The 5,653-nt window shown below is 68.7% G+C and carries 3 protein-coding genes; 1 reads left to right on the top strand and 2 read right to left on the bottom strand.

Going from position 1 to position 5,653, the window contains the following annotated elements:
- Positions 1 to 372 precede the first annotated feature (372 nt).
- Complete coding sequence (locus tag ACFXGX_RS06060; RefSeq protein ID WP_384785225.1) at positions 373 to 561, top strand: hypothetical protein; 189 nt, start codon at positions 373 to 375, stop codon at positions 559 to 561.
- 197 nt (positions 562 to 758) lie between these two features.
- On the opposite strand, the gene ACFXGX_RS06065 is transcribed toward ACFXGX_RS06060, so the two are convergent.
- The gene (locus ACFXGX_RS06065) at positions 759 to 3,944 is read right to left on the bottom strand and encodes a BTAD domain-containing putative transcriptional regulator (RefSeq protein WP_384785228.1); all 3,186 of its coding nucleotides are present in this window, start codon (positions 3,942 to 3,944) and stop codon (positions 759 to 761) included.
- 904 nt (positions 3,945 to 4,848) lie between these two features.
- The coding region (locus tag ACFXGX_RS06070) for an FG-GAP repeat domain-containing protein (protein WP_384785231.1) at positions 4,849 to 5,653 on the bottom strand (805 nt) is incomplete at its 5' end.

Genomic DNA, 5,653 nt, shown 5'->3' on the forward strand with positions numbered 1-5,653 from the left:
CCGGCTCGGCCCGCCCCCCCCACACACAGGGGGGGCGCGGCGGGCGCGGCCCCCCGGGCGCCCCCCGCCCCCCCCCGGACTATGCGGTGCCTCAGGCCTTGGCGGCCTTGACCTTCACCTTGTCCAGGCGGGGACGCAGGCCGGTGGCGTGGTTGCGAGTCATGTCGCTCTCCTTCGATCTCTTGGTTGTGGTCCGGAGCCTGATGGCCCCGACCGCTGAGAACGTTAGGCAGCACGTGTCAACAGGGCGTCGACATCGGCTCTGTGACGGTCGCCGACCAGACGTTGATCGGTTGTCGACGTGACCGTGCCACGATGGCCGCCCGCAGGTACGAAGCGGCTCAACCGTAGGAAAGTGAGATACACGTGATGATGCGTGGCAAGACTCGCAAGCTGATCCAGTGGCGTACCGTCGCCGCCCTCGCGTTCGTCGCCCTTCTGACGGGAACGATCGGCGTTGCGGAAGGAGCCGGCGCGGACGCCGGGGTCCGTTCGGCTTCCTCCGTCGCCACCTGGAACAACACCGGTTCGAACTGCACCGTCTGCACACCCATCAGCTAGCCCCGCGGCAGAGGACGTTGTCCGTTCATGAGCGGCGTCCGGTACACGCTCTCGGCGCGCCGGACGCATGTCCTCGTACTTGGGCCTCGGGCCGGTGCGCGCCAGGGCGAATGCCGTGAGGCGTCGGAAGCCTTCCGGGACCGCGATGGAACAGGCGATGGAACAGGCCGGCCGACCGTCGGCCCCGTCGGCTTCCCTCACGTCTGGTCGGCGGGAGAGTCCGAGGCGCGCATGACAGCTGCGAGGGCGTCGGCAGCCTGACCGGCCTCGGGCAGCCCGAGACGCACGAGCATCTGGTGCGCCGCTTCGAGCAGCGTCCATGCCCGGTCCGGCTCGCCGAGCTCTGCCAGGATGCGGCCGAGTATCAACCGTGCCGTCGCGAGGTCGCGGTCCCCGCCGTTCTCCTCCAGCAGCGCGAGCGCCTCCTCCGCGTGCACGGCGGCGCCGTTCAAGTCACCCGTGCGACTCAGCGTTTCGGCGAGCCGGTAACCCGCCTGTGCGGCCCGGTCCCGAATCCCCGCTGTCCGGCACAGGTGCAGGCACTCCCGCAGCCGCCCGGCCGCCGCGTCCCAGCGCTGCTGGCCGTGCAGGGCCAGCCCCAGCACGTACAGCGCATACGCCTTCATTCCCGTGTCCTCGCCCACGGACTGCAGGTCTTCGAGCGCTCTCTCGCACGGGGCGACCGCAGCGGCGGGCTGTCCGTTGCGGATGAGAGTGAGTGCCGCGTTGAGTGTGGTGGCCACTGTGCCGGAGCGGTGCCCGAGCTTCTCGGCCAGGTCCAGGGCGGCGTCGAAGTGGGCAAGCGCCTCCTCATAGCGGCCGAGGAACTGTGCCGCTATTCCGAGATCGTTGTGCGCTTGCCGCAGGATCGCCTGGTCACCGGTGTCACGGCAGACCGTCACCGCCTGCGCGGCAAGCCGTTCGGCGCGAACCGCATCACCGGCACGCAGGGCGAAGGAGCCGCTGAGCCACCGGGCCCTGCCCAGTGCCCGCAGGTTCCCGTGAGCCTCGGCGGCTGCGACCAGTGCCTCGGCCGCCCCCGTCAGCCTTGGCAGCGCCACCTCCTGGCCGAAGGCGGTGAGAGCGATCAGCAGATCTGTGGCCACCGGCAGAGAGGAGGGGTCGTCCGCCGCATGTCGCAGTGCTGCCAGAATGCCATCGCCCTCTTCGGCGACCCAGGCGCGTGCTGCCGGCGCGTCGGCGAAGTCCAGACCCGCGGAACGAAGCGGCCCCAGGCACTCGGTCACGGGGTCACCCGGCACGACACGGCGGAAGGCCTGGCAGGCGCTGGCCAGGAGGAAGTCGAGCAGCCGCCGGACCGCCGCACCGGCCGGCTCCGCGTCTTCAGGTGTGGGGAGGTTGCGGGCGAAGGCCCGCAGGAGGTCGTGGTAGCGGTAGCGGCCCGGCGCGGGTGACTCCACCATGGAGGCGTCGACCAAGGACTCCATCACGTCTTCGGCACTGCCCTGGTCGAGGTCGAGCACGGCCGCCACGGCAGGCAGTCCGAGGTCGGGCTCGGCGGCCGGCGCCAGCACCCGGAAAGCGTGCGCCTGAAGGGAGGTCAACTGCTGGTAGCCCAGCTCGAAAGCCGCGTCGATGGCGATGTCGCCGAACCGCAGATGGGTGATGCGGCTGCGTTCATCGGCAAGCTTGCGGACCAGAGAGGCGATCGTCCACCCGGGGCGCGCGGCCAGCCGCGCTGCCACGATGCGCGTGGCCAGGGGCAGTTGGCCGCAGACAGCGACCAGTTCTCGCGCAGCGTCGGTTTCGGCGGCAAGACGCTCGATACCGACCACCTCCTCCAGCAGCGCCAGCGCCTCCTCCCGAGTGAAGACGTCCAGAACGATGTGCACGGTGGCGTCCAGCCCCGGCGTGCGCGCCTGGCTGGTGGCGATCACCGCGCAGCCCGCGCTACCGGGCATGAGATGGCGCAGCTGCACCGCGTCACGCGCGTCGTCGAGGACGACCAGGACCCGACGACGATCCAGCAGGGTTCTGAACAGCGCACCGCGGTCTTCCAGTTCGTCGGGCAGCTTGTCGGTCGGCACGCCCAGCGCGGTGAGGAAGCTGCCCAGGACACCGAACGGATCGGCCGCGGCGACGCTGCTGCCGCCCAGATCGGCGTAGAGCTGACCGTCCGGATAGTGGTGCCGAGCGCGGTGGGCCACATGCAGGGCGAAGGTGCTCTTGCCGACGCCGCTCATCCCCGTCACGGCGACCGTGGTCAACGCGCGTTGATCCGAAGCGGTGAGCAGGTCGTGCAAGCGCTGCGCGAGCAGCTCGCGACCGATGAAAACGGATGTGTCGGCGGGGAGTTGCGCCGGAGCAGGCAGAAGGACCCGGGGGGCGTCGGTGAGAAGCCGCTCGTCCGTGCCCTGAGGACCGTCGCGAAACGCCGAACGTGAGCGGACCCCGGCCGAGTCGTCGCCCGAGTCCTGTAACTGATCCGGACGTAGGCCTGCTTCCGGTTCGTGCCGCGCGGGCGGGCCCCCTTCGTTCCGCCCTGTACCGCGGGCCTCCGTGCGGGACAGCTCCTCGTCGGCCCGCACGACCATGGGATCGGCGACCTGATCGGCACGGGGTCGAGATATCCGGGCTTCTGCAGGTGTGTGGACGATTGCGGTGCCGCTGAGAATGCGTGTGTATTCCTCGGCCAGTTCCTGCCCGGGGCTGACCCCGAGCTCCTCGGCGAGGTGACGGCGCACACGGTCGTGCACGGCAAGTGCCTCCGACTGCCGCCCTGTCGCGTACAGCGCGCGCATCAGCAGCGCATGGGGCCGTTCGCGCAAGGGGTGCGCAGCAGTGAGTTCGGACAACCCCGGCAGAGCGGCCTGGAAGCGGCCCAGCCGGACGGTCAGGTCGAGTCGCTCCACCTGAAGTGTGACTTTGAGTTCTTCCAGGCCGTCGCGCCGACGTGCCGCGAAGGGACCGGGCACACCTGCCAGTGCCTCGCCCTGCCACAGGGACAGGGCTCGGCCGGCCGTCTCCTCGGCCTCATGCAAGTGGCCCTCGCCCCGAAGACGTGCTGTCTGCTGAGCCAGCGACTCGGCGTGCCAGGCGTCCACCGCACTGTCGGACACGGCGAGGCGGTACCCGTCGGCAGCTGACAACAGTTTGTCCGGGGTCGAGGGATCCCCTTCCAGTAGTCGGCGCAGCCGCCAGACGTAGGTGCGGATCGTTGTCGCCGCGGACTTGGGGAGCGCGGTCTCCCACAGGGCATCGACGAGATCGTCGAAGGACACCGCGTGTCCGGCGCGCAGCAGCAGGGCCGCGAGAACGGCGACCTGCTGGGGAGGACCGACCGCCAACTCGGCATCGCCACGAAAGGCCCGCACTGTCCCCAGCACCCGAAAGGTGATGTCCTCGGCTGCCTCTGCGCTCATGCTGTTTCTCCTCGGCCTGGGGTGGATGGCCGTATTTCGGTCACCTGCGGCTACGTGCGCGCGGGTTCGCCGTATGGCACGCTTCTGTCTCTTTGTCCTTCACTTCGAAGATGATCACTCTGTCCCCCAGGTTGCTTCTGGTGCAAAGGGGCTGGCCCGCGGGTTTCGGACAATCGGACAAGGATCGGGCCCGCTCATGTTGATGGAGTGACTCGATGGAGTGACGCGTATCACCGAGGTTGAACTCGTCGTTTCGTAGGGGCTGGCGACCAGGGACTGAGACACGGCAGGTGGCAAGCGAGATGCACGTGCGCTGCCCGGACCGGCTGCCGGAGGACGCCTGCCGGCAGGTGCGGGTGCAGACGGCGGAGCTGTCGCCGGTCGTCCAGGCGCTGTCCCCGACGGCGGGCCCTGGCCGGACTCAGGGGTGCGCTGCGCCACCACGGCGTGGACGCCGGTCGGTTGGGAGAGGTGCCGCGGGTGCGGACGGTTTCAAGGCTGGGCATCGGCGTCCGCGTCGGGACCGGCCCGTCCATCACCGTTGAGCCCACCACCTCCGACCGGATCACCGGGTTGGGCGGGGTTCTCGCCATCGCGCCCCATCAGGTCGCGGACTTCCTCGAGCCACTTCCCATCGAGGCCCTCCACACGGCGTCGGGTATGCCGCCCTCGACGTCTCTACGCTCGCCTCATTGGCCTGGAGTGATCAGCGGGCCTGGCGACGGCATCCACGAAGCCTTCCTCGGCCTCGCTCCATGGCTCGTCGGCCACAGACACGTCCAACGGCTTTCCCAGGACCTCCAAAGCCCGTTCGGAGCCTCGACACACCAAGCCCGGGTGGCGGTGTGTCCGCCACCCGGGCTTGGTGTTTCAGGTGTGCTGGGTCAGGTGATCGTGCAAGGGATCAGGTGGTTCTGGTCCGGTCCCAGTGCCAGTCGCCGGTGCCCGAGTCCCATACCTTGACGGGGTTGTTGAAGTCGGCGCCGGTGGAGGTGAAGGTCCACAAGGCCGAGTGACCACGCCCGTCGGAGGTGTCCGCGTACTTGTACAGAGCGCCGACGTCCGACTTGCCGTCGCCGTTGAAATCACCGGCCACGAGCTTGCTGTTGTCCGCCGCCCAGGAACCGGTACCCGAATCCCACAGCTTGACGGGGTTGTTGAACCCGGCACCGTTCGAGGTGAAGGTCCACAGCCCGGAGTGACCACGCCCGTCCGAAGTGTTGGCGTACTTGTACAGAGCGCCGACGTCCGACTTGCCGTCGCCGTTGAAATCACCAGCAACCAGTTCGCTGTTGTCCCAGTGCCAGTCGCCGGTGCCCGAATCCCACAGCTTGACGGGCTTGTTGAAGCCGGTTCCGGTGGAGGTGAAGGTCCACAAGGCCGAGTGACCACGCCCGTCAGAGGTGTCGGCGTACTTGTACAGAGCGCCGACGTCCGACTTGCCGTCGCCGTTGAAATCACCGGCCACGAGCTTGCTGTTGTCCGCCGCCCAGGAACCGGTACCCGAATCCCACAGCTTGACGGGGTTGTTGAACCCGGCACCGTTCGAGGTGAAGGTCCACAGCCCGGAGTGACCACGCCCGTCCGAAGTGTTGGCGTACTTGTACAGGACGCCGACGTCCGACTTGCCGTCGCCGTTGAAATCACCAGCAACCAGTTCGCTGTTGTCCCAGTGCCAGTCGCCGGTGCCCGAATCCCACAGCTTGACG

This window comes from Streptomyces sp. NPDC059371 (genome assembly GCF_042751995.1).
Classification (GTDB): domain Bacteria; phylum Actinomycetota; class Actinomycetes; order Streptomycetales; family Streptomycetaceae; genus Streptomyces.

What these genes read in the sequence shown, in the direction of transcription:
- ACFXGX_RS06060 (WP_384785225.1), top strand. Translation starts at nt 373, where the DNA reads ATGCGTGGCAAGACTCGCAAGCTGATCCAGTGGCGTACCGTCGCCGCC.
- ACFXGX_RS06065 (WP_384785228.1), bottom strand. Translation starts at nt 3,944, where the DNA reads ATGAGCGCAGAGGCAGCCGAGGACATCACCTTTCGGGTGCTGGGGACA.